This is a genomic window from Chromobacterium vaccinii (genome assembly GCF_000971335.1).
Lineage (GTDB): Bacteria > Pseudomonadota > Gammaproteobacteria > Burkholderiales > Chromobacteriaceae > Chromobacterium > Chromobacterium vaccinii.
Genome location: NZ_JZJL01000059.1, coordinates 1 through 21,246, shown reverse-complemented (window position 1 = coordinate 21,246; position 21,246 = coordinate 1). Strand labels below are relative to the sequence as shown.

At 66.9% G+C, this 21,246-nt stretch carries 17 protein-coding genes; 10 read left to right on the top strand and 7 right to left on the bottom strand.

The window, feature by feature from the left end:
* On the top strand, positions 1–754 hold a 754-nt coding region (locus tag VL52_RS25090; protein ID WP_046158773.1), incomplete at its 5' end, for a hypothetical protein.
* A gap of 124 nt (positions 755–878) precedes the next feature.
* Entirely contained in the window at positions 879–1,787 is a 909-nt protein-coding gene (locus VL52_RS20425; protein WP_021477980.1) for a VirK/YbjX family protein, read from the top strand.
* Positions 1,788–1,794: 7 nt separating this feature from the next.
* Here VL52_RS20425 and VL52_RS20420 read toward each other — a convergent pair whose 3' ends face one another.
* Positions 1,795–2,388, bottom strand: coding sequence for a flavin reductase family protein (locus VL52_RS20420; protein WP_200896069.1), 594 nt, complete (start codon positions 2,386–2,388; stop codon positions 1,795–1,797).
* A gap of 138 nt (positions 2,389–2,526) precedes the next feature.
* Here VL52_RS20420 and dnaE point away from each other — a divergent pair, with 138 nt between their 5' ends.
* Together dnaE and VL52_RS20410 are read left to right on the top strand one after the other, a co-directional pair.
* The gene (dnaE, locus tag VL52_RS20415; protein ID WP_046158771.1) at positions 2,527–5,961 is read left to right on the top strand and encodes a DNA polymerase III subunit alpha; all 3,435 of its coding nucleotides are present in this window, start codon (positions 2,527–2,529) and stop codon (positions 5,959–5,961) included.
* A gap of 270 nt (positions 5,962–6,231) precedes the next feature.
* Complete coding sequence (locus VL52_RS20410; protein ID WP_046158770.1) at positions 6,232–6,735, top strand: 2TM domain-containing protein; 504 nt, start codon at positions 6,232–6,234, stop codon at positions 6,733–6,735.
* A 47-nt stretch (positions 6,736–6,782) separates the two neighbouring features.
* Here the strand turns inward: VL52_RS20410 and VL52_RS20405 are convergent, their stop codons facing one another.
* Positions 6,783–8,753 carry a phosphocholine-specific phospholipase C gene (locus VL52_RS20405; protein WP_046158769.1) on the bottom strand — a complete coding sequence of 657 codons (1,971 nt, stop codon included), beginning with the start codon at positions 8,751–8,753 and terminating at the stop codon, positions 6,783–6,785.
* A 227-nt stretch (positions 8,754–8,980) separates the two neighbouring features.
* Here VL52_RS20405 and VL52_RS20400 point away from each other — a divergent pair, with 227 nt between their 5' ends.
* The 6 genes from VL52_RS20400 to VL52_RS20375 all read left to right on the top strand — a co-directional run bounded on the left by VL52_RS20400 (position 8,981) and on the right by VL52_RS20375 (position 13,801).
* Complete coding sequence (locus VL52_RS20400) at positions 8,981–9,421, top strand: GNAT family N-acetyltransferase (RefSeq protein WP_046158768.1); 441 nt, start codon at positions 8,981–8,983, stop codon at positions 9,419–9,421.
* A 39-nt stretch (positions 9,422–9,460) separates the two neighbouring features.
* Complete coding sequence (locus VL52_RS20395; RefSeq protein ID WP_021477974.1) at positions 9,461–9,670, top strand: DUF485 domain-containing protein; 210 nt, start codon at positions 9,461–9,463, stop codon at positions 9,668–9,670.
* Positions 9,667–11,160 carry a sodium:solute symporter family transporter gene (locus VL52_RS20390; protein ID WP_052729438.1) on the top strand — a complete coding sequence of 498 codons (1,494 nt, stop codon included), beginning with the start codon at positions 9,667–9,669 and terminating at the stop codon, positions 11,158–11,160. The genes VL52_RS20395 and VL52_RS20390 overlap by 4 nt, the downstream gene beginning before the upstream one ends.
* Entirely contained in the window at positions 11,157–11,780 is a 624-nt protein-coding gene (locus tag VL52_RS20385) for a glutathione S-transferase family protein (protein WP_046158767.1), read from the top strand. Before VL52_RS20390 ends, VL52_RS20385 begins: the two co-directional genes overlap by 4 nt.
* 99 nt (positions 11,781–11,879) lie before the next feature.
* Positions 11,880–12,392: a cupin domain-containing protein gene (locus VL52_RS20380; protein ID WP_046158766.1), complete on the top strand. Its 513-nt coding sequence runs from the start codon at positions 11,880–11,882 to the stop codon at positions 12,390–12,392.
* Positions 12,393–12,418: 26 nt separating this feature from the next.
* Complete coding sequence (locus VL52_RS20375; RefSeq protein ID WP_046158765.1) at positions 12,419–13,801, top strand: FAD-binding oxidoreductase; 1,383 nt, start codon at positions 12,419–12,421, stop codon at positions 13,799–13,801.
* Positions 13,802–13,837: 36 nt separating this feature from the next.
* Here VL52_RS20375 and VL52_RS20370 read toward each other — a convergent pair whose 3' ends face one another.
* The 5 genes from VL52_RS20370 to VL52_RS20350 form a co-directional block, all read right to left on the bottom strand.
* Positions 13,838–15,661: a tetratricopeptide repeat protein gene (locus VL52_RS20370; protein WP_046158764.1), complete on the bottom strand. Its 1,824-nt coding sequence runs from the start codon at positions 15,659–15,661 to the stop codon at positions 13,838–13,840.
* A 90-nt stretch (positions 15,662–15,751) separates the two neighbouring features.
* Complete coding sequence (locus VL52_RS20365) at positions 15,752–17,629, bottom strand: methyl-accepting chemotaxis protein (protein ID WP_082113855.1); 1,878 nt, start codon at positions 17,627–17,629, stop codon at positions 15,752–15,754.
* A gap of 212 nt (positions 17,630–17,841) precedes the next feature.
* Positions 17,842–18,807, bottom strand: coding sequence for an IS1595 family transposase (locus tag VL52_RS20360; RefSeq protein ID WP_046158762.1), 966 nt, complete (start codon positions 18,805–18,807; stop codon positions 17,842–17,844).
* A gap of 250 nt (positions 18,808–19,057) precedes the next feature.
* On the bottom strand, positions 19,058–20,686 hold the full coding sequence (locus VL52_RS20355) for a 3-(methylthio)propionyl-CoA ligase (protein ID WP_046158761.1): 1,629 nt from the start codon (positions 20,684–20,686) through the stop codon (positions 19,058–19,060).
* 122 nt (positions 20,687–20,808) lie between these two features.
* A partial coding sequence (locus VL52_RS20350) for a response regulator transcription factor (RefSeq protein WP_046158760.1) occupies positions 20,809–21,246 on the bottom strand: 438 nt, incomplete at its 5' end.

Genomic DNA, 21,246 nt, shown 5'->3' with positions numbered 1-21,246 from the left:
CATCCTGCCGCCGCTGGCGGTGGCCGGCTGCACGCTGGCGGTGCTGGCCTCGGCGGCCGACGCCCGCGAACTGTACGCGCTGCCGCTGCTGCCGCCGCTGGCGCTGCTGGCCATGGCCGGGCTGCGCGGCTTCGGCCGCCCCCCGCGCTGGCTCAACATCGCGCTGGCGCTGCTGCTGTGCGCGCTGACCGTCTATATGCTGCTCTGCGCCGCCGCGCTGAGCTTCCCCCTGGACATCCATCCCGCGCGGGAATGGCTGGGCAGACGCTTCCATGGCTGGACGCCCCAGTTCCAGCCTGGGCGCTGGCTGCTGTTCGCCGCCGCCTCGGCGCTGCTCGCCTGGTGCTGGCGGCAACCGCTGGTCGACGGTTATCGCCTGATCTGGCGCTGGAGCGTGGGCCTGACCCTGCTCTGGTGCGGCATGGCCATGCTATGGCTGCCGGCGCTGGACCACGGCATGCGCTACCGCGAAGCCTTCGCCGCGCTGAAACCCGGACCGGCTGCCCTGATCCGGCCCGGAGACTGCGTCGCCAGCCTGGGCCTGGGCGAGCCCCAGCGCGCCTTGCTGGAATACTATGCGGGCCTGCGCACGCAACGCCTGGAAGCCGGGGGCGGCGCCGGCCGCTGCCGCTGGCTGCTGCTGCAAACCCTGCACGACCAGATGCCGCCGCCCTACGACAAATTGTATCCCGTCTACGTTTTCCAGCGGCCGGGCGACCACAAGGAACGCTTCCGCTTGTATAGCCTGAGATGAATTGGCATTTTTCATCATGACAGCGCTATCCTGCGTCACATTCCGTCACACTGTCCCACATAACTATTAACAAATTCTTGTGCAAATTTATCTTATCCTGACATTCCCAAGGATGAGGTATTGCATGACTGTCACAAACTCCGTGGATTTGTTCTGGTCGCTGGCGACGGGTGAGTTCTCCCGGCGCGACGGTTTCGATCAAGGCAAGAACCGCTTCAAATTCGTCTTCCGCGGCATGCTGACTCTGCCGTGGACCTTGCGCTGGCTGGATACCTTCCGCCAGTCGCAGACGCTATTGACCTATCTGCGCCGCAATCCACGGCTGGCCAGCAAGCTCCACCGCCCCTACCTGTACCGCTCGCTGGGATGCCGCGGCAAGCTGGAGGCGCTTTGCGCGCACTACCAGCTGCTGGAGCAGCGCTTCTCCGCCGACATCCGCGCCCAGTTGCTGTCCAGCGCGCCGCTGCGCCTGGCCGATATCGCCGGCAAGAACGACTGCCGCCTGCTGCTGCTGCTCACGCATCAGCACAACTTCGACAAGGAAGGGGAAATGTCGCTGCAGGTTTGCGACGCGGAACAAGTGCCGCTGGCCACGCTGACCTTCACGCTGACCCGCCGCGGCGACAAGATGGCGATAGTGATCGGCGGCCTGCAAGGCCCGCGCAAACCCTACGGCGCGGAGCAGGTGCAGCTGGCGACCAAGGCCGCCCACGGCCTGTTCCCGAAACGGCTGGCGATGGAAGCGCTGACCGCGCTGGCGCGCAAGATCGGCGCGGACGAGATTCTGGCAGTCGGCAACAGGGAGCACATCTACAGCTCCTGGCGCTATCGCCGGCATTTCTTCGCCGACTACGACAGCTTCTGGCAAACCATGGAAGCCGAGGCCGCGGACGACAAGCTGCGCTTCTACCGCATCCCGCTGACGCTGCCGCGCAAGGCGATGACCGACATCGCCAGCAAGAAGCGTTCGGAATACCAGCGCCGCTACAACCTGCTGGACGATCTCACCGCCCAGGCTCTGGCCGCCGTTTGAAATCCGCTCAGGCCGGACGCTCCAGCGTGAACGCCTCCTCGGCCAGACTGTAGCGGTTGCCGCCCAGCTTGCCCACCGCCTGCAAGGCCTGCTCGTCTATCGCGCCGTCGCGCCACAGACCGTCGGCGACATGGATGTATTTCACTTCGGCCAGCACCAGGTTGCCGGCGCCGCTGCCGTGGCCGAAGGTCAGGCACTGGTGCAGCGCGCACTCCAGCCGCACCGGCGCCTCGGCCACGCCCGGCGGCTTCACCGTCACGCTGCCCATCTTGGCCACGCCGGCCAGCTCGAACTCGTCGATGTCCGCCGGATAGCCGCCGCAGCTGGCGTTCATCGCCGCCGCCAGCGGCTGGCTGACGATATTGACCACCAGTTCGCCGGTCAGGCGGATATTGGCCAGCGTGTCCTTGTCCCGCTCCGGCGCCTGCTTCAGGATGCTGATGCCCAAAAGCGGCGGATTGACGCTCATCACGTTGAAAAAGGAAAACGGCGCCAGATTGCACACGCCTTTCAAATCCTGAGTGCTGACCCAGGCGATGGGACGCGGCAATACGCACCCCACCAGCAGCTGATACAGATTCGGCCGTTCCAATTGCTGCACATTGAACTCCATCTCGTTCTTTCACCTGCGTCAGACTTCGGATGCCAACATTCTAATGTGCATGCCCGCCGCCGCACCAGCCGCTTTTTGTCGGCGATTCAACTGGTTTGCCACAGCGCCAGCCGTTAAAATGGCCGGATGAACGCACCCCGCTTTGTCCATCTTCGCCTCCACTCGGAGTTCTCCATCACCGACGGCATCGTCCGCCTCGACGACGCGGTCAAGCGCGCCGTCAAGGATCAGATGCCCGCGCTCGGCGCGTCCGACCTGATGAATCTGTTCGGCATGGTCAAGTTCTACAAGAGCTGCCGCAACAAGGGCATCAAGCCCATCGTGTCGGCCGACATCTGGCTGGAGAACGAGGAAGACCGGGACAAGCCTTACCGTTTGCTGCTGACGGCGAAGAACCGCGAGGGCTACCGCCGCCTGTGCGAACTGCTGACCGAGGCGTTCAGCCACAACCAGTACCGCGGCCGCGCCGAGATCAAGCGCGAATGGCTGGAATCCGGCGACAACAGCAACCTGCTGTGCCTGTCCGGCGCCCACCTGGGCGACGTCGGCATCGCCTTGTCCATGGGCCAGCGCGACGAAGCCCGGCGCCGCGCGGAATACTGGGAAAAACTGTTCCCGGGCGCGTTCTATCTGGAAGTCCAGCGCGTGGACAGCGCCCAGGTGGAAAACGTGGTGCAGGCCACGCTGTGGCTGGCCGGCGAGCTGGAGCTGCCGGTGGTCGCCACCCATCCGATCCAGTTCATGGAAAAGGAAGACTTCAAGGCGCACGAGGCGCGGGTGTGCATCGCCGAAGGCTACACCCTGGGCGACAAACGCCGGCCGCGGAGCTTCAACGAATGCCAGTACTTCCTCAGCGCCGCAGAAATGGAAGCCCGCTTCGCCGACATCCCGGAGGCGCTGGCCAACACGGTCGAAATCGCCAAGCGCTGCAATATCTCGGTGGTGCTGGGCAAGAACTACCTGCCGCTGTTCCCGACGCCGGACGGCATGTCGCTGGACGACTTCCTGGTCCACGAAGCCCAGCGCGGCCTGGAAGACCGGCTGAAGCAGCTGTATCCGGACGAGGCTGAACGCCTGGAGAAACGCCCGGAGTACGACGCGCGGCTGAAGTTCGAGTGCGACACCATCATCCAGATGGGCTTCCCCGGCTACTTCCTGATCGTGGCGGACTTCATCCAGTGGGGCAAGGCAAACGGCTGCCCGGTGGGCCCGGGCCGGGGTTCCGGCGCCGGCTCGCTGGTGGCCTACAGCCTGTCCATCACCGATCTGGACCCGCTGAAGTACGCGCTGCTGTTCGAGCGCTTCCTGAACCCCGAGCGGGTGTCCATGCCCGACTTCGACGTCGACTTCTGCCAGGAAAACCGCTGGCGGGTGATCGAGTACACACGCCGCAAATACGGCGAGGAGGCGGTGAGCCAGATCGCCACCTTCGGCACCATGTCGTCCAAGTCGGTGATCCGCGACGTCGGCCGGGTGCTGGACCTGCCCTTCGGCCTGTGCGACCGCCTGTCCAAGCTGATTCCGCTCGAGGCCAACAAGCCCCTCAGCCTGACCAAGGCGATGGAAGTGGAGCCGCAGATCGGCGAGATCATCGAGAGCGAGGGCGCGGGCGAGCTGATCGAGCTGGCGATGACGCTGGAAGACCTGACCCGCGGCATCGGCATGCACGCCGGCGGCGTCTTGATCGCGCCGGGCAAGCTGACCGACTTCTGCCCGCTGTACATCGCCAGCGGCGACGGTGCCTCCCCCGTCTCGCAGTTCGACAAGGACGACGTCGAGCAGATCGGCCTGGTGAAGTTCGACTTCCTGGGCCTGCGCAACCTGACCATCATCGAACTGGCGCAGAAGTACATCAAGGACACCACCGGCGAGGACGTGGACGTCGCCCACCTGCCGCTGGACGACAAGCCGGCGTACAAGGTGTTCGCTACCGCCAACACCACCGCCGTGTTCCAGTTCGAGTCCACCGGCATGAAAAAGATGCTGGTGGAGGCCAAGCCCAGCAAGTTCGAGGAAATTATCGCCTTCGTGGCCTTGTACCGCCCGGGCCCGATGGACCTGATCCCGGACTTCATCCAGCGGATGCACGGCGCCAAGTTCGAATACCTTCACCCGCTCTTGGAGCCGGTGCTGGCGCCGACCTACGGCATCATGGTGTACCAGGAGCAGGTGATGCAGTCGGCCCAGGTGATCGGCGGCTACAGCCTGGGCGGCGCCGACTTGCTGCGCCGCGCGATGGGCAAGAAGAAGGTCGAGGAAATGGTGGCGCAGCGCGCCATGTTCGTGGAGGGCGCGGCCAAGCAGGCCATTCCCGAAGCCAAGGCCAACGAAATCTTCGACTACATGGAGAAGTTCGCCGGCTACGGCTTCAACAAGTCGCACGCCGCCGCCTACGCGCTGGTGGCCTACCACACCGCCTGGCTGAAGGCCCACCACTGCGCGGCCTACATGGCGGCGACGATGTCCACCGAATTGGACAACACCGACCAGCTGAAGGTGTTCTACGACGACTGCCAGGACAGCAAGAACGGCATCGATTTCCTGCCGCCCGACGTCAACCATGGCTTCTACCGCTTCGTGCCGGTCAACCGCAAGCAAATCCGCTACGCGCTGGGCGCGATCAAGGGCACCGGCGAATCGGCGGTCAACCATATCGTCGAGGCGCGCGAAGCCGGCGGACCGTTCACCGACCTGTTCGATTTCTGCAAGCGAACCGACAAGAAGCTGGTCAACAAACGGGTGATCGAGGCGCTGATCCGCGCCGGCGCCTTCGACGCCATCGAACCCAACCGCGCGCTATTGTTCGCCAACGTCGGCCTGGCGATGGAAGCCGCCGAGCAGGAACACGCCAACGCCAACCAGGGCGGCTTGTTCGACATGTTCGGCGACGACGTCGCGCCGGCGGTGGAGATGGTGGCCACCCGGCCGTGGAGCGACGCGGTCAAGCTGGCCGAGGAAAAGCTGGCGATCGGCTTCTACCTGTCCGACCACCCGTTCTCCTCTTATGAGAAAGAGGTGCGCGGCTTCATCAAGACCACGCTGTCGCGCCTCAGCCCGCGCAAGGAGCCGCAGCTGTTGGCCGGCTTCGTCACCGGCATCCGGGTCAAGGTGGGCAACCGCGGCAAGATGGCCTTCGTGCAGCTGGACGACGGCACCGCCAAGCTGGAAGTCAGCCTGTTCGCCGAGAGCTTCGAGCTGAACCGAGACAAGCTGAAGGAGGACGTGGTGCTGGTGGTGGAAGGCAAGGTCAGCGAGGACAGCTTCTCCGGCGGCCTGCGCATCGTCGTCGACAAGCTGCACAGCCTGGGCGAGGCGCGCAGCCGCTACGCCCGCGGCCTGGCGCTGCAGTTGCCGGCCAAGCCCGACATCGCCCGCCTGAAGGCGGAACTGCATCCGTTCAAGAGCCAGGACGCCGGCAGCCTGGTGCGGCTGGCCTACAACAACGGCAAGGCCAAGGGCGAACTGATGCTGCCGCAGGAATGGGGCGTGCGCCTGGACGACGGCCTGCTGCTTGCGCTGACCGAGTGGCTGGGAGAAGGCAAGGTCAGAGTGCTGTGGTAAGGCCCCGGCGCCAAGCCGCCTCTTCCCGCGCCGCCGTTCGCTCGAACGGCGGCGTTTTTCATTCCGGCGCGCCGCCTTGCCAGCGGCCGCTCCCTGTCCCTATCATGCCGATGAGCGCCTGAAACGCGGGCGGCGCTCCTGGCCGGCGTCAGCTGGAAACCCAAGCCTGGCGGGCATTGGCGCGCCGCTGTCGTCTGTCTGTCGCCCCGCTGTCGTTGTCTCTTGCCCTAAGCGCCCCCACACTGCGTCCAGTGATCGAACGGAGGTTTTATGCTGATACAGAAACTGAGGCTGCAACGCGGCTGGTCGCAACAACAACTGGCTGATCTGAGCGGTCTGAGCGTGCGCACCGTCCAGCGCATCGAGCGCGGCCAGGGCGCCAGCGTCGAGTCGCTGAAGTCGCTGGCCTCCGTGTTCGAGATCGATTTCTCGGAACTGAACCAGGAGCCCGCCATGACCGACTTGACCGCCCCCGATACCGCCTCCGCGCCCGTCGCCTCCCGCGAACTGGAAGAAATGCTGGCGCTGCAACACGTGAACCGCCTCAAGCGCTTTTACCGCCACCTGGCGCAATACGCGCTGGTGATGGCGCTGCTGGCCGCCGTCAATCTGCTGACTTCTCCGCACCGGCTATGGGTGGTCTGGCCGGCGCTGGGCTGGGGCATAGGCCTGCTGCTGCAGGCGGTAAACACTTTCGAGTTGCTGCCCATCCTGGGCCCGGACTGGGAGAGGCGGCAGGTGGAGAAGCGGCTGGGCCGCAAGCTGTCGTCCTGAGGGGCGAAACCCAGCGGCCGCCCCCCAGAACGAGAGCGGGGTGCCGCTCAGCCGGTGACGCTGGCGGCGCCGGTTTCCACGTGGCCGACCAGGCGGCGCAGGAAATTGGCGTCGTTGGTGCAGCTGACGGTGAAGTCGTACCAGCCGTAAACGCCGGACAGATTCCAGCTCAGTATCTGACTGCCGCCGTTCGCCACGCTGACCTGCTGCGGCGACGAGCCGCCGTAGCCGTTGCCGCTGATCTGGAAGGTCACCGGCGACTTGCCGCCGTTGCTCAGCTGCAGCGTCAATTGCGGCACGCCCGCCACCGCCGATGCCGTGCCCACCGCCTCCAGCACGCCGGCCGCGCTGCGGAGATTGCCGACGAAGCGGCGCAGGAAGCCGTTGGGGCCATACATCGTCAGGTCGTAAAACCCGCCGCCGTAAGTCTGGGCGTGGAAATAGTCCTTGATCTCGCCGCCGGCCGGCACGTCGTACTGCCACGGGCCGTCGCTGCGGTACTGGTTGGCGTAGATCGAATAATGGACGGCCTGGCTGCCGCCATTCTGCATGTGCGTCCAGAAGATGCCGCCGGCGACGTCGGTGCTGCCGTAGCCGTTGCACTGGTAAGGCAGCGCCCGCGCCGGGCGGCGGCCGCCCTCCGCCAGCGGCATCTGGCCCGGCACCGGCGCGGTCGGCGCCGGCCAGCCCTTGCTCTGCTGCGCCTGGGTCAGCAGCGCGGCGGTGTCCGGGAAGGCGGGCACGCTGGAATTGCGGCTGGAGAAGTCCAGCGCGCTGGAGAGATCGCCGCAGATCTGCCGGCGCCAGGCCGAGATATTCGGCTCCTGCACGCCGGTCCAGGTTTCCAGAAAGCGGATCACCGAGGTGTGGTCGAACACCTGCGAGCAGACATGGCCGCCGCGGCTCCACGGCGACAGCACCAGCATCGGCACCCGCGGCCCCAGGCCGATGGGCTTGCCGCCGATGAACTCGGCGGCGGTGCCGGCCGGCGGCACCGGCGGCGGCATGTGGTCGAACAGTCCGTCGTTCTCGTCGTAGTTGAGCAGCAGCACGGTGGACGCCCACACATCCGGATTTGCGGTCAGCGCCTGCAGCACGCGGTCCAGCAGATAAGCGCCGGCGGCCGGCGGCGCGCTCGGATGTTCGGAATACGCCTCCGGCGCGACGATCCACGACACCTGCGGCAGCGTGCCGTTGATCGCGTCGTTGCGGATGGCGGCCACCAGGTCCTGCACCGAGTTGCCGCTGACCTTGGGCACCGAGCTCATGCCCCGGTCGCACAACGGATTGCCGGGCTTGGCGCTGCGGTACTGGTTGAACCAGGCAAGCGCGTTGTCGTCGTAGTTGTCGCCCAGCACCTGGTACACCTTCCAGCTGACGCCGGCCGCCTGCAGCCGCTCCGGATAGGTGGTCCAGCTGTAGCCCTTTTCGCTGTTGTCCGTCACCGGCCCGCCGTTCTTGCCGGCCGGGTCCACCATGCCGCTCCATAGATAGAGGCGGTTGGGGTTGGTCGGGCCCTGCACCGAACAGAAATAGTGGTCGCACAGTGTGAAGGCGTCGGCCAGCGCGTAGTGGTAGGGAATGTCGGCGCGGGTGAAGTAGCCCATGGTCAGGCTGCTCTTGGCCGCGATCCAGCCATCGTACTTGCCCTGGTTCCAGGCGGCGTGGGTGCCGGTCCAGGAGTGGTCCAGATCGGTCAGGTACTGGGCGTTGGTGCGGCTGGTGTCCAGACGGAACGGGTACTCGCCGTTGGACAGATTGGGTTGGCGGAACACGCTGCCGCCGTTGCGCAGCTGCAGCGCGCTGCGGTCGCCGAAGCCGCGCGCGCCGCCCAGCGCGCCGAAATAATGGTCGAAGGACCGGTTTTCCTGCATGAACACCACCACATGCTTGACCGCCGACAGGCTGCGCCCAGCGGGACGTATCGCCATCGCGGCGGCCAGCCCCGGCGGCAGCGCGCCGGCGGCCATGCCGGCGGCCGACAACTTGAGAAACTCACGACGTGACATCTCGCTCATGACAACGCTCCGTAAATTTTCAGGATTCATGACCCTGGCAAGCCAGGCCAAGCGCGCAGTGTGCTCATGCAATGTGATGGCTTGATTAAAGAACAGGCGGCGGCGATCGGCGAGGCGCCGCTGGCAGACGGGACAGCGGGAGGCCCCGCCCTCTCCGCGCCCCTTTCCCATCGGACGCGCATCGATTAACCTTGCCCGCTCGCCACACCCAAGCAGGATGCCCGCCCATGCAGCTACGCCAGGCCCGACTGTCCGACCTTCCCGCCGTGTTCGCCATCGAGCAGGCTGTGTTCGGCAGCCACGTCTATCCCGACTTCTTTTTCCGCCAGGCGCTGGACCTGTGGCCGGACTGGTTCTGGCTGGCCGAGGACGAAGCCGGCGCGCCGGCGGGCTACGCGCTGGGCGCGCCGTCCCAGCGGCCGGACGAGCTGTGGCTGCTGTCGCTGGCGCTGCTGCCGTCCTGCCGCGGCCGCGGCGCCGGCAAGGCCTTGATGCAGGCGGCGCTGCAGGCGATGAAGCCGCGCGCGCGCAGCATCCGCCTGACCGTGGACCCGGCCAATCCGGCGGCGGCGCTGTACCGCAAGCTGGGCTTCGCCGAGATCGGCGCCGAGGCCGACTACTTCGGCCCCGGCGAGGCCCGCTTGCTGCTGGAGTGGCAACCCGGCTGACATGCGCTACACTGGCGCTTTTGCCAGATTGAAGCGCCGATGAAGTCCGCATTGCTCCAGCGCCTGCTGGCCGCCCTCACCCTGGCCGCCTGCCTCGGCTATTTCCTGGTCCTGGCGCTGCGCCCGGACTGGCTGTCTGGCTGCGTCGCCGGCCTGCCGCTGTCCATCCTGCTGGCGCTGGCGGTGATCCTGCTGCTGTGCCTGGTATCCACGCTGTACAGCCGCGTGGGCGACGGGGAGGACGCATGAGCGCGTCCCAGCTGCTGTTCCTGGCGCTGACGCTGCTGACCCTGGGCCTGACCGCCGCCGCCCGCCGCCGCACCGCCTCCCTCAATGACTTCTACACCGCCGGCGGCCGCCTGCCCGCCTGGCAGAACGGCTTGGCGCTGGCCGGCGACTACCTGTCCGCCGCCGCCTTCCTCGGCGCCGCCGGCATGTACCTGGGCCAGGGCTACGACTCGCTTGCCTACGCGGTGGGCACGCTGGCCGGCTGGCCGCTGCTCCTGCTGCTGCTGGCCGGACCGCTGCGCAAGCGCGGCCGCTACACCGTGGCCGGCGTGCTCAGCCAGCGCTTCGACCACGCCGGCGTGCGCCTGGTCAGCATCGCCAGCTCGCTGACGGTGACGCTGTGCTATCTGATCGTGCAGCTGGTGGGCGCCGGCAAGCTGATCGAGCTGCTGTTCGGCCTGCCTTATCTCGCCGCCGTCGGCCTGGTGGGCGCGCTGATGATGGCCTACGTGGCGCTGGGCGGCATGCTGGCCGCCACCTGGGTGCAGATCAGCAAGGCCAGCCTGCTGTTCGTCTGCGCGCTGCTGCTGGCCGCCGGCGTGCTGGGACGCTACGGCGGCAGCCCGGCCGCGCTGTTCGCCGCCGCGCACCAGTTGCGCGGCGCGGCCGCCTTCCTGCCGAGCCAGGCGCTGGCCAACCCGGTGGAGGCGCTGTCGCTGGGCCTGGGCCTGAGCCTGGGCCTGCTGGGTCTGCCGCACGTGCTGATGCGCTTCTTCACCGTGGCCGACGCCCGCGCCGCGCGCCGCTCGGTGGGCATCGCCACCTGGCTGGTGGCGGCCTTCTTCCTGCTCAACCTGATCATCGGCTACGGCGCGATGACGCTGATCGGCCCCGATCCGCGATTCCACGGCGCCGACGGCAAGCTGATCGGCGGCGGCAATATGGCGGCGCTGCACCTGGCCGAGCTGCTGGGCGGCGACTTCGCCCGCGCGCTGGTGGCCGCGGTGGCCTTCGCCACCATCCTGGCGGTGGTGGCCGGACTGATGCTGGCCGGCGCCAGCGCGGTCAGCCACGATCTGTACGCCAGTTGGCTGAAGCGCGGCCAGGCCGATCCGCGCCGCGAGCTCAAGGTGTCGCGGCTGGCCACGCTGGGCCTGGGCCTGGCGGCGATGCTGCTGTCCACCACCTTCCAGCAACTGAACATCGCGGTGATGATGGGCCTGGCCTTCGCCATCGCCGCCTCCGCCAACTTCCCGCTGCTGCTGCTGGCGCTGAACTGGCGCGGCCTGAGCGCCCGCGGCGTGGTGTGGGGCGGCGTCGCCGGCATCGCTTCGTCGCTGGCGCTGATCGTCTGCGGCCCGGCGGTATGGGTGGCCGCGCTGGGCCACGCCGAGCCGCTGTTTCCCTACGCCAACCCGGCGCTGTTCTCGCTGCCGCTGGCCTTCGCCGCGGCCTGGCTGGGATCGCGCCGGCCGAACTCATCAATGAATTCAAGAAAGCGAACGCAATGAACAAGCTGACCCTGTACGGCAACCGCTACTCCGGCCACAGCTACAAGGTGAGGCTGGCGCTGATGCTGGCCGACATCTCACACGATTATGTGCACATCGACATCTCGCAGCCGCGCGGCGAGCGCCCGGAAGACTTCCGCGCCGCCAGCCGCTTCGGCGAAGTGCCGGTGCTGGTGGCCGACGGCGTGCCGCTGTGCCAGTCCAACGCGATACTGCAATGGCTGGCCGACAGCTACGGCGCGCTGGGCGGCGCCCTGGGCGAGCGCCAGCGCGTGCGCGAATGGCTGAACTGGGAAACCAACCGCCTCGGCCTGTCGCTGCCCAATCTGCGCTACTCGCGCCTGATCGCCCACTATGAGCCATCGGTGGAGGCCTGGCTGGAAACGCGGTTGCGCGCCGACCTGGCGGTGCTGGAGGCGGAACTGGCCGAGCGCCGCTACCTGGCCGGCGACCAGGTCAGCATCGCCGACGTTTCGCTCAGCGGCTACCTGTGGTGGCTGTCCGACGCCGGCCTGGCCATCGCCGACTGGCCCAATATCCAGGCCTGGCTCGGCCGCATCGCCGCCCAGCCGGGCTGGCAGCATCCTGACGAGCTGATGTCGCCGGATATCCCGGAATAAGCCCGGCGGCCGCGGCGAGCCGGCAAGTGGTATGGTTGAAGGCTGACGCGTCCTGCTCGCGCCGCGCGGGCAGCCATGGAAAAGACTGAGGAGAAGCAGATGAGCCGTCCCGACTGCATCAAACATTGGAGCGAGCTGCAAAGCGACAGGCCGCGCTATTACTCCGGCAGCCAGGAGCCGCTGTCCCGCGGCAGCCCGCTGGGCAAGCACTACGGCTTCGCCCGGCTCGGCATCCATCATGAGCTGCTGGAACCGGGCTGCCGCACCAGTTGGCCGCATGCCGAAAAAACCGAGGACGAATTCGTCCACGTGCTGGAAGGCGCGCCCGACGTGTGGCTGGATGGCCGGCTTTACCGGCTGCGGCCGGGAGACTCGGTGGGCTTCAAGGCTGGAGACGGCCTGGCCCACACCTTCATCAACAATACCGAACAGACCGTCCGCCTGCTCTGCGTCGGCGACACCGACCGAGCGGACAACCGCATCCACTACGCCGTGCATCCCGAGCGCAACCAATTCCTGGGCCCGCTGCACTGGGACGACGCACCGGAGCGCGAGCTTGGCGGCCACGACGGCCTGCCGGACAAGCTGCGCGACAGCAACGGACCATTCTGAGAGCCGCCATCCCGACTGGAATCCGCATGAACGATTTTCTGCAGCGGCTGGCCGCCATCGTCGGCCCGCAACACCTGCTGACCGACGACATCGACACCGCGCCGTACACGCTGGACTGGCGCCGCCGCTACCAGGGCGCGCCGCTGGCCGTCGCGCGTCCCGGCTCTACAGTGGAAGTCTCCGAGGTGGTCAAGCTGTGCCGCACGCACAAGGTGGCCATCGTGCCGCAGGGCGGCAACACCTCCACCTGCGGCGCGGCGACGCCGGACGGCAGCGGCCGGCAGCTGGTGCTGGCGCTGCGCCGGCTGAACGCCATCCGCCACGTCGACACCGACAACAACGCGCTGACCGTCGAAGCCGGCGTCACGCTGCTGGAGGCGCAGCAGGCGGCCGAAGCCGCCGGCCGGCTGTTTCCGCTGTCGCTGGCCTCGCAAGGGACCTGCCAGATCGGCGGCAACCTGTCCACCAACGCCGGCGGCGTGGCGGTGCTGCGCTACGGCACCATGCGCGAGCTGACGCTGGGGCTGGAAGCGGTGCTGCCGGACGGCCGGGTGCTGAGCCAGTTGCAGGGCCTGCGCAAGGACACCACCGGCCTGGACCTGAAGCAGCTGTTCATCGGCGCGGAAGGCCAGCTGGGCCTGATCACCGCCGCCACGCTGAAGCTGTACCCGCTGCCCAGCGCCCATGCCACCGCGATGGTCGGCGTCGGCGACATCGAGACGGCGATAGACTGGCTGAACCGGCTGCGCCACCGCTTCGGCGACCGCCTGACCGCCTTCGAAGTGATGGACGCCAGCTGCCAGCAAGTGCTGCTGCGCCACCATCCGTCGCTGATGCCGTTCTCCGCGCCGTGGCTGATCCTGATCGAGCTGTCCGACGGCGGCGATCCGGCGCCGCTCAACGACGCGCTGGTGGAATGGCTGTCCGCCCAGACGATGGCCGACGGCGTCGTCGCGCAAAACGAGACCGAACGCCGCAAGCTGTGGACGCTGCGCGAAGAGATATCGGAAAGCCAGCGCAAGGACGGCCCCAGCATCAAGCACGACATCGCGGTGCCCACCTCGGCGCTGCCGCGGCTGGTCCGCGATTGCGCGGCGGATCTGGACCAGGCTTTTCCCGGCGTGCGCATCGTCGCCTTCGGCCATGCCGGCGACGGCAATCTGCATTACAACGTCAGCTACACCCGCCCCGGCAACGCCGACCTGTTCGACGACGAGGACGCGGTCAACGCCATCGTCTACGACCATGTCTACCGGCTGGGCGGCACGCTGGCGGCCGAGCACGGCGTCGGCCAGCTGAAAAAGGATTGGCTGGCCCGCTACAAGGACCCGCTGGCGCTGGAACTGATGCGGACGATCAAGTTGGCGCTGGACCCGGACGGACTGATGAATCCGGGCAAGTGGTTGTAAACCCGCTCTCTTTCCATAGGAGAGGATGGCAACGATTCAGATCGCCAAGCGGCCGATAGTGTCTTCCCATTCCTCCCCGCTCCGCCGCCTCTCCTGCGTCAGCGACCGGTACCATGGCGTCGCCGCGCCATCGACGCCCCAACGCCAATCGACGTGCTCGCCGGCCAACAGCAGCCGGCAAGGCGTGCCCAGCGCGCCGGCCAGGTGCGCCATCGCCGTGTCCACGGCGACCACTCCGTCCAGTTCCGCCAGCAGCGCCGCGCTGTCGGCAAAGTCCGTCAATCCAGATCCCAGCTCCATCACGCCGTTTTCCGCCAGCCATGTCCGCTCAGTACCGCTCGGCTCCGGCTGCAGCGAAATCCAGTTGACGCCGCGATCGGTCAGCAACGACAGCAAGGCCTCCGGCCCCGGCAGCGAGCGGCAATGGTCGAACGGATGCTCGGCGCGGCCGCGCCAGACCAGGCCGATATGGCGGCCGGCCGGCAAGCGCTCCCGCCACGCCTGCCGCAGCGCCGGATCGGCCTGCAGATAGATTTCCGCGCGCGGCTCGAAATCTCGCAAGACCCATGGCAGGCTCATGGAAAAAACATGGCAGTCGTGCGGCGGAAACTCGGCCGGGTAGCCGCCGGCCATCGCCAGCCACTCCGCCTGCGGCCATTGCCGGGAAAACAACGACGACAGCGGCTCGCGGCATAGCGCGATGACTCGCGCCGCGCCCTGTTCGAGCAGCGGATTCAGATAGCGGCTGAACTGGATGGCGTCGCCGTAGCCCTGCTCGAACAACACCAGCAGCCGTCGTCCCGCCAGGCTCTCGCCCTGCCAGCGCGGCGACGGCATCGCGGGATAGGCGGCCGCCTCCAGCCTCGCCTCGTGATGAGCCCAACCGGCCGCCCAGTCGCCGCGCGCCAGTTGCAGATAGCCCAGGTTCTGCCGCAACCGGCGGTGCTCCGGCGCCGACGCCAGGCCCTGCTCCCAAGCCTGGCCGGCCTCGCCGTCCCGGCCCTCTTCGCGCAAGGCCAGTCCCAGCAGGTTCAACCAGTCGGCGCGGCCGGGTTCTGCCGCCAGCGCCTGCCGCGCCAGGGCTTCCGCCTCCGCCGCGCGGCCGGTGGCGAGCAGCAGCGAGGCCAGATTGGCCAGCGCCGCGCCGGGCGCTGCCGCGTGGGCGGCTCGCAAATGCCGCTCCGCCTCGTCCCAGCGTCGCTGGGCCATCAGCAGCAAACCCAGATTGTTGCCGGCGGCGGCATGGCCCGGCGCCGACTCCAGCGCGCGCCGCAGCATGGCTTCAGCCTGTCCGGCCTCTCCCCTCTCCTCCAGCAGCCGCCCCAGCAGCTGCAGCGCCTCGGCATCGTCAGGCGCTTCGTCCAGGCAGGCGCGCAGCTGCCCCTCGGCCTCGCCGTTCCGGCCCTGCTCGGCCAGCAGCCGGCCCAGTTGGTAATGGGCGGCCGCGCCGGGCTGGGAGGATAGCCGGCGGCGGAAACAAGCCTCGGCCTCGGCCAGCCGGCCGTCGTCCTGCAGCAGATTGCCCAGATTGCCCAGGCTGGATGGATGCCTGGGGTCGCGCGCCAGTTCGGCGCGGTAATGCATCTCGGCGGCGGTCCCGTCGCCTTGCTCCATCGCCAGGCAGCCCAGGTTGTAATGCGCGTCCGGCGTGGCCGGGTCCCGCGCCAGCGCCTGGCGCCAGCACTGCTCGGCCAGAGGAAGCTGCGCCAGCCGGGCCGCGCAGACGCCCAGCAGGTTCCACAAAGGCGCGTTGCCGGGCTCGGCCTGCAAGCCGGCCTGCGCCGCGCGCAGCGCGCCGGCCAGGTCGCCTTCGGCCAGCAGCCGGGCGGCGAGCAGGGTGTCAGGAGAAAGCGGGGGCATCTTGCGTCCGCCGATCGGAAAAGTTGCTTCGGATCATCGACGCAAAAACGCCGCCTGGCAAGGCGGCGTTGGGCATGGCGGAACAGGTTCTTACAGCCGGAACTTGTTGAACTCGGCATCCATCTTGCCGGCGTTGCCGGCCAGGCCCTGCAAGGTGCTGCTGACGCTCTGCAGCACGTCGTCGTTTTCCAGCACGTGGCCGTTGATCGCCTCGGAGCTTTGCGCGATCAGCGTGGTGGCCTTGTGCTGCTCCTGGGTGGAGTTGGAGATCTCGCTCATCTTGGCCACCACGTCCAGCATCGACGCGCGGATGGCGGCGATATTGTCCACCGCCTCGCGGGTCAGGCCGACGCCCTCGTCCACCGCCTGCACCGTGGAGTTGACATCGCCGACCGCGCGGCCGGTTTCCTCGCGGATCGCGCCGACCATATTGGAGATTTCCAACGTCGCCTGGGCGGTGCGCTCCGCCAGCTTGCGCACCTCGTCGGCCACCACCGCGAAGCCGCGGCCCTGCTCGCCGGCGCGGGCGGCCTCGATCGCCGCGTTCAGCGCCAGCAGATTGGTCTGGTCGGCGATGTCGCGGATCACGTTGGTGATGCCGGAGATTTCCTGCGAGCGCTTGTCCAGCGAAGACAGCATCTCTTCCAGCCCGCGCACCGACTGCACGGTGTTTTCCATGCCGGACGACAGCCGCTGCATATTGTCGGCGCTGGCGGCCAGGTTATGGCCGGTGGCGCTGGCCAGGTCGTCGGCCTGGCGCGCGCTGTCGGCGATATGGGAGATGGAGACGGTGATCTGCTCCAGCGTGGCCGCGTTGGAAGAGGACACGTCGGAGATGTGGCGCGAGCTCTGCGCGACGTCGGCCACCAGCTGGCTGGCGTCCTTCACTCCGCCGACCACGCCGGCGGCATCGCCCTTCAGGCCGCGGAACAGGTGGCCCAGCTGGCCGACGAAGGTGTTGAACGCGCGCGCGGTGGCGGCGATCTCGTCCTGGCCGTCGTCCTTCAGTCGCAGCGTCAGGTCGCCCTGGCCGCGCGCGATGTCCTCCATCGCCGCCTTCAGCCGCACCAGGCCCGCCAGCATCTTGCCGATCACCAGGCTGGCGAACGGGATCATCAGCGCGAACACCAGCAGCGTCAGCCCGCCTATCGTGTACAACAACGTGTGCAGCGGGGCCAGAATCTCGTCGCGATCCGACACCAGCGCCAGAATCCAGTTGGTGCCGGGAATGGCCTGCGCCGCGATCAGCATGCTCCTGCCGCCGATGTCGACGTCGGACGCCTTGTCGTTCTGCACCAGTTGCGCGAGGCGGTCGGGCGTCAGCGCCGGCACCACGCTGGTGATCGGCTTCAGCGTCAGCTCGGCCTGCGGGTGGGCGATGACGGTGCCCTTCTTGTCGATGATGAAGGCGTAGCCGTTGCCGCGCACCTTCAGCGACAGCACCGACTTCACCAGCGTGTCCACCATCACGTCGCCGCCGACCACGCCGGCGAAGGCGCCGTTGTGGTTGAACGGCGCGGAGATGGTGACCGTCAGCTTCTTGGTGGCCTCGTCGACATAGGGATCGGTGACGACGGGCAGGCCTGAGGCCTGGGCCTGCTTGTACCAGTCGCGGTCGGCCACCTTGTAGTCGGCCGGGGCCACCCAGTCGTCGGAGAACAGCGTGCGGCCGTCGGCGTAGCCGGCGTAGTTGACGTTGAAGCCGCCGGCCTTGGTGCCCACCTTGAGGAAGCGCATCGCGTCGGCCTCGCCCGCCACCGCGGTCTGGGCGACGATCTGCTGCTTCTTCTCGCCCAGCCAGGTGGTCACCACCGAGCTTTGCCCCTTCAGACTGGCCGCGAACTCATTGTCCAGCCCCTCCAGGATTTCCGATCGCATCTGCGTGAAAACTATGGTCACCAGGACCAGGCCGAACAACGCCATCAACAGGGCATTGAACGCTATCAATCGACTACGAAGTGATTTCATCGCATTCCCTTCATTTCTACGCTGTATAGCCTGGGCGAAAGCCGGTCATTTCCTCGGCAGACTGGTTGTAATTTATTGGAAAGCCGGATGGATACGCTAAACCAAGCAGGCGCGCCGGCGCTTGATCAAGCTCATGCCGTTTTCACAATATGATAGGTGCAATGACGATGTCAGTCGATGTGAATAACGGGGAGGAATGGGCAAAAAAAAGGCTATGTCCCAATTACGGGTTGGAAAGGGCGGCCCAGCGCTTCGGCAAGACAATGGGTAGGCAGAATCTCTTGCCGGTAACGTTCCAGCAAGCGACGCCACCCCAGATAATTCTCCAAATACTTCGTCGCTACGCCATGAAACCGGGCCATCCAACGCTTCAACCGGCTGTGGTACGCGTTCACGTTCTGAATATGGAAGGCGCCTCCACGCACACGGCTGCCCCGCTTGGCATGCACCACCTGATGGCTAATGCCAGCTTGCCTGGCAAAGGCGGCATACACCGCGGCCCCATCCGTACACAGCACCGCCTCGCGATCCACCAGCGGCAGTAGCGCCGCACCTACATGGCCGGCATCCAGCTTGCTCAGCTTGAAGTCCGCCGTGTGACTGTCTCGATCCCGAACCACCATCACCGGAATCTGATCCTTGCCAGTGCCTCGCGTTTGGCCTACGCCACCGCGTTGACGAGCCGGTCTTGGCAATTGACGCTGCCCTTTGAAGGACTCCAAGAAGAAGGTTTCATCGACTTCAACGATACCCAGTTCATGGGTGTCTTGATGCCGGGCCGCCGCGCGCAGAAAGCGGTGTCGCCATAAAAAGGCGGTGTTCTTGCTGATGCCGCAGTCACGCGCCGCGTCCCGGACCGAGCGGCCCTGGATCAAGGCGGCGCCATAGTCCAGCCAGGCATCCGCTTGGCGTAAACGGGCCAATGCCGTTCCGGTCAGTGCATTGCAGGTACGCAAGCAGGCTTTACAGCGATAGCGTCGCAAACCACGACGCCATCCCCACGCCGCAAGCTGGCTGGCATCGGCCTGGCAGTGCGGGCAGCACGGCAGGTCGGGCAGGGCCTCACCCAGCACATCGTGCCGCACCCGGCCTTGTAGCGTGTGCTGTAACAGGGACTTCTGTTTGGTGGTGAGCTGATCGACGAGGGTGAGCAGTCGTTGAAAGGATTGGATGTCCATGGGCAGGCTCCCGGCAAGGGTTCTGCTTTTAGTTTAGATGCCAACCCTTAATTGGGACATAGCCAAAAAAAACACCCCTGCGGCAATGCGGCAGGGGTCAACACGAGGAAGAAACATCGGACCGGCCTCGGCCAGCGCGATATTTCGAGGGGCTAACACCTCAAAACCTTGCGGTTCTCAGTGCAGCCGGCATTCTAGCGTAATTGCTCTACGAAAATCCAGCACTTTAGAGCAATTCATCCAATTTTCATTATTCGGGCCAGCGGTAATCGCGGAACTGCTCGCGCAGCTTCATCTTCAGCAGCTTGCCGGTGGCGGTGTGCGGCAGCTCGTCGATGAAGACGACATCGTTCGGCGTCCACCATTTGGCGATCTTGCCGTCGAAGTAAGCCAGCAGCTCCTCCCGCGTCGCCCGCCCGCCCGGCTTCAGCGTCACCACCATCAGCGGCCGCTCGTCCCACTTGGGGTGCGGCACCGCGATCGCCGCCGCCTCCGCCACCGCAGGATGGCCGACCAGTATGTTTTCCAGATCGATCGAGCTGATCCATTCGCCGCCGGACTTGATCACGTCCTTGGTGCGGTCTGTGATGCGCATGTAGCCGTCTGGGTCGATGGTCACCACATCGCCGGTGTGGAACCAGCCGTCGGCGCTGTGGTTGGCGTCCAGCTCGCGCTTGAAGTACTGCGACAGCACCCACGGCCCCCTCGCCTGCAGATTGCCGAAGGACACGCCGTCGTGCGGCAGCGGCAGGCCAGCGTCGTCGACGATGCGGATGTCCACGCCGAACGCCGGGCGACCCTGCTTGGTCAGCAGCGCGTTCAGCTCCCGTCCTCGCAGGCCTTCGTGCTTGAGCTTGGGCGTGCTGGTGGTGCCGAACGGCGACAGCTCGGTCATGCCCCATAGCTGGCGCAGCTCGATGCCGCGTTCGGCCAGTTGCTCGATCATGCTTTCCGGCACCGCCGAGCCGCCCGCGATCACCCGCTTCAAGGGCGCGAGCGGCAGGTTTTCGCGCTGGCAATATTGCAACAGCTGCAGCCAGACCGTGGGCACGCCGACGGTGGTGGTGACGCCTTCCTCGGCGATCAACTGCTGCAGGCTGGCGCCGTCGAGCTTCTGCCCCGGCAGCACCAGCTTGCTGCCGTTCATCGCGCAGCTGTATGGCAGGCCCCAGGCGTTCGCGTGGAACATCGGCACCACCGGCATCACCACCGCGCGCGCCGAGAGGTCGAAGCTGTCCGGCAGCGAGCTGCCGAAGGCGTGCAGCACGGTGGAGCGGTGCGAATACAGCACGCCCTTGGGATTGCCGGTGGTGCCGGAGGTGTAGCACAGGCTGGAGGCGGCGTTCTCGTCCAGCCTCGGCCAGTCGTAGACGTCGCTGTGGCTGTTCACCAGGTCTTCGTAGCTGAGCAGATCGGGGATGCCGCTGTCGGCCGGCAGATCGGCGCGCGCCGCCAGCAGCACGAAATGCTCGACGCTCTTCAGCTGGTCGGCCAGCTGCGTGACCAGCGGCAGGAAGGTGGCGTCGAACATCAGCACCTTGTCTTCGGCGTGGTTGACGATCCAGGCGATCTGCTCCGGGAACAGCCGCGGATTGACGGTGTGGCAGACGGCGCCGCTGCCGGACACCGCGAAGTAGATCTCGAAATGGCGGTAGCCGTTCCAGGCCAGCGTGCCCACCCGGTCGCCCGGCGCCACGCCCAGCGACGGCAGCGCGTTGGCCAGCTGGCGGGCGCGGCGGGCGGCGTCGCGGTAGGTATAGCGGTGCATCGGGCCCTCCACCGTGCGCGACACGATCTCGGTGTCGCCGTGGAAGCGCTCGGCATGCGCGAGCAAGTCCGCAATCAGCAAAGGCTGGTCCATCATCTGTCCACGCAGCATCGCGCATCTCCCCTTTTATCGGTATGGAATCCGCACGTTACGCCGCGCTGGAGTTTTCACTCCAATCATATTTTCTGATGGCCGGCCATCGTCTGATTTATATATTCGTCATCGGAATTGACTCAGCTCTTGACCGGCCGTTTCGCCAGCATCCGCTGCAGGGTGCGGCGGTGCATGTTGAGCGCGCGCGCGGTGGCGGAGATGTTGCCGTCGTGCTCGGCCAGCACGCGCTGCAAATGCTCCCAGGTGACGCGGCGCAAGGACATCGGCTGCGGCGCCACCGGCAGTTCCGGATTCGCCGTCTGCTGGGCGAAGGCGGCCAGGATCTCATCTACGCCGGCCGGCTTGGCCAGGTATTGCACCGCGCCCAGCTTGGTGGCCTCCACCGCGGTGGCGATGCTGGCATAGCCGGTCAGCACCACGATGGCGCTGTCAGGGCTGGCCGCGCGCAGCGCCGGCAGCAGCCTGAGGCCGCTGTCGCCGTCCAGGTTCAGATCCAGCAGGATGCGCGCCGGCCGCTCGGCCGCCCGCGCCAGCGCCTCGGCCGCGTCGCGCGCCCA

Coding starts and splice junctions, on each gene's coding strand:
- VL52_RS20410 (WP_046158770.1), top strand. CDS start 6,232: ATGCTGATACAGAAACTGAGGCTGCAACGCGGCTGGTCGCAACAACAA.
- VL52_RS20400 (WP_046158768.1), top strand. CDS start 8,981: ATGCAGCTACGCCAGGCCCGACTGTCCGACCTTCCCGCCGTGTTCGCC.
- VL52_RS20390 (WP_052729438.1), top strand. CDS start 9,667: ATGAGCGCGTCCCAGCTGCTGTTCCTGGCGCTGACGCTGCTGACCCTG.
- VL52_RS20375 (WP_046158765.1), top strand. CDS start 12,419: ATGAACGATTTTCTGCAGCGGCTGGCCGCCATCGTCGGCCCGCAACAC.
- VL52_RS20355 (WP_046158761.1), bottom strand. CDS start 20,686: ATGCTGCGTGGACAGATGATGGACCAGCCTTTGCTGATTGCGGACTTG.
- VL52_RS20395 (WP_021477974.1), top strand. CDS start 9,461: ATGAAGTCCGCATTGCTCCAGCGCCTGCTGGCCGCCCTCACCCTGGCC.
- VL52_RS20385 (WP_046158767.1), top strand. CDS start 11,157: ATGAACAAGCTGACCCTGTACGGCAACCGCTACTCCGGCCACAGCTAC.
- VL52_RS20425 (WP_021477980.1), top strand. CDS start 879: ATGACTGTCACAAACTCCGTGGATTTGTTCTGGTCGCTGGCGACGGGT.
- VL52_RS20405 (WP_046158769.1), bottom strand. CDS start 8,753: ATGAGCGAGATGTCACGTCGTGAGTTTCTCAAGTTGTCGGCCGCCGGC.
- VL52_RS20370 (WP_046158764.1), bottom strand. CDS start 15,661: ATGCCCCCGCTTTCTCCTGACACCCTGCTCGCCGCCCGGCTGCTGGCC.
- VL52_RS20360 (WP_046158762.1), bottom strand. CDS start 18,807: ATGGACATCCAATCCTTTCAACGACTGCTCACCCTCGTCGATCAGCTC.
- VL52_RS20365 (WP_082113855.1), bottom strand. CDS start 17,629: ATGAAATCACTTCGTAGTCGATTGATAGCGTTCAATGCCCTGTTGATG.
- dnaE (WP_046158771.1), top strand. CDS start 2,527: ATGAACGCACCCCGCTTTGTCCATCTTCGCCTCCACTCGGAGTTCTCC.
- VL52_RS20380 (WP_046158766.1), top strand. CDS start 11,880: ATGAGCCGTCCCGACTGCATCAAACATTGGAGCGAGCTGCAAAGCGAC.